This is a genomic window from Streptomyces glaucus, assembly GCF_039533365.1.
Taxonomy (GTDB): Bacteria; Actinomycetota; Actinomycetes; order Streptomycetales; family Streptomycetaceae; genus Streptomyces; species Streptomyces glaucus.
Window position 1 is genome coordinate 1 of record NZ_BAAATK010000138.1, and the last position, 1,059, is coordinate 1,059.

Genomic DNA, 1,059 nt, shown 5'->3' on the forward strand with positions numbered 1-1,059 from the left:
ACGCCGTGCTGGACGCGCTCGCCACCGCCCGCCGGGCGCAGGGCCTGCCGGCCGTCTCGCTGGCCTGGGGCATGTGGGAGACCGCCGACGGCATGGGCGGGCGCATGGCGGACGCCGACGTGGCGCGGCTGCGCCGCCAGGGTTTCCCGCCGCTCGCCACGGACGAGGCCCTGGCCCTGCTCGACACCGCCCTGCTGATCGACGAACCCACCACCCTCCCGGTACGGCTGCGCACCAGCACTCTCGCCGAACGCGGAGATCACCTGCCGCACGTACTGAGGGACCTGGTGCCGATCGGGCGACAGCGACGAGCGGCCGGCGTCATGACGGCCGACGGCCAGACGGGCGGGCTGATCGACCGGCTGCGAGAGCTGCCGGCGGAGGAGCAGGAGAGGCTGCTGCTGGACCTCGTCCAGACACAGGTGGCCGCGGTGCTCGGCCACGCCTCGGCCGCCTCCGTCGATCCGGCCCGAGCCTTCAAGGACCTCGGCTTCGACTCGCTCACCGCGGTCGACCTGCGCAACCGGCTCACCTCCGCCACCGGGATAACCCTTCCCGCCACCCTCATCTTCGACCACCCGACCGTCGGCACACTCGCCGGGTTCCTGCGCACCGAGCTGGGACGTGCCGTCGGTGACACCACTCCGACCCTCACCGATCTGGACCGGCTGGAGGCGGCTGTGTTCGCCGTGGCGGACCAGGACGACGCACTGCGCAAGGAGATGCGGGACCGCCTCAGGGCGATGATGGCGCGCCTCGACGACGAGCCGGGCGCCGCCGACACCGAGCACGACAACGACGACATCGACTCCGCCTCCCTGGATTCGATGTTCGCCATCATCGATCGGGAACTAGAGGGATGACGCCGTCCATCGGCGGCCCCTCACGTGACAAGGGACAGAATTCACGTGCCCACTGACGAGAAGACTCTGACGTATCTCAAGCGGCTCACCACCGACCTTCGCCAGACCCGTCAGCGGCTGCGTGAAGTCGAGGCCAGGGACCACGAGCCGATCGCGATCGTGGGGATGGGGTGTCGTTTCCCGGGCGGGGTCGCCT

The 1,059-nt window shown here is 70.6% G+C and carries 2 protein-coding genes; both read left to right on the forward strand.

Going from position 1 to position 1,059, the window contains the following annotated elements; genetic code table 11:
- Window positions 1-863: phosphopantetheine-binding protein (locus ABD363_RS32410; RefSeq protein WP_344610039.1), on the forward strand; the 863-nt coding region annotated here is incomplete at its 5' end.
- A gap of 45 nt (window positions 864-908) precedes the next feature.
- A partial coding sequence (locus ABD363_RS32740; protein WP_425578052.1) for a polyketide synthase docking domain-containing protein occupies window positions 909-1,059 on the forward strand: 151 nt, incomplete at its 3' end.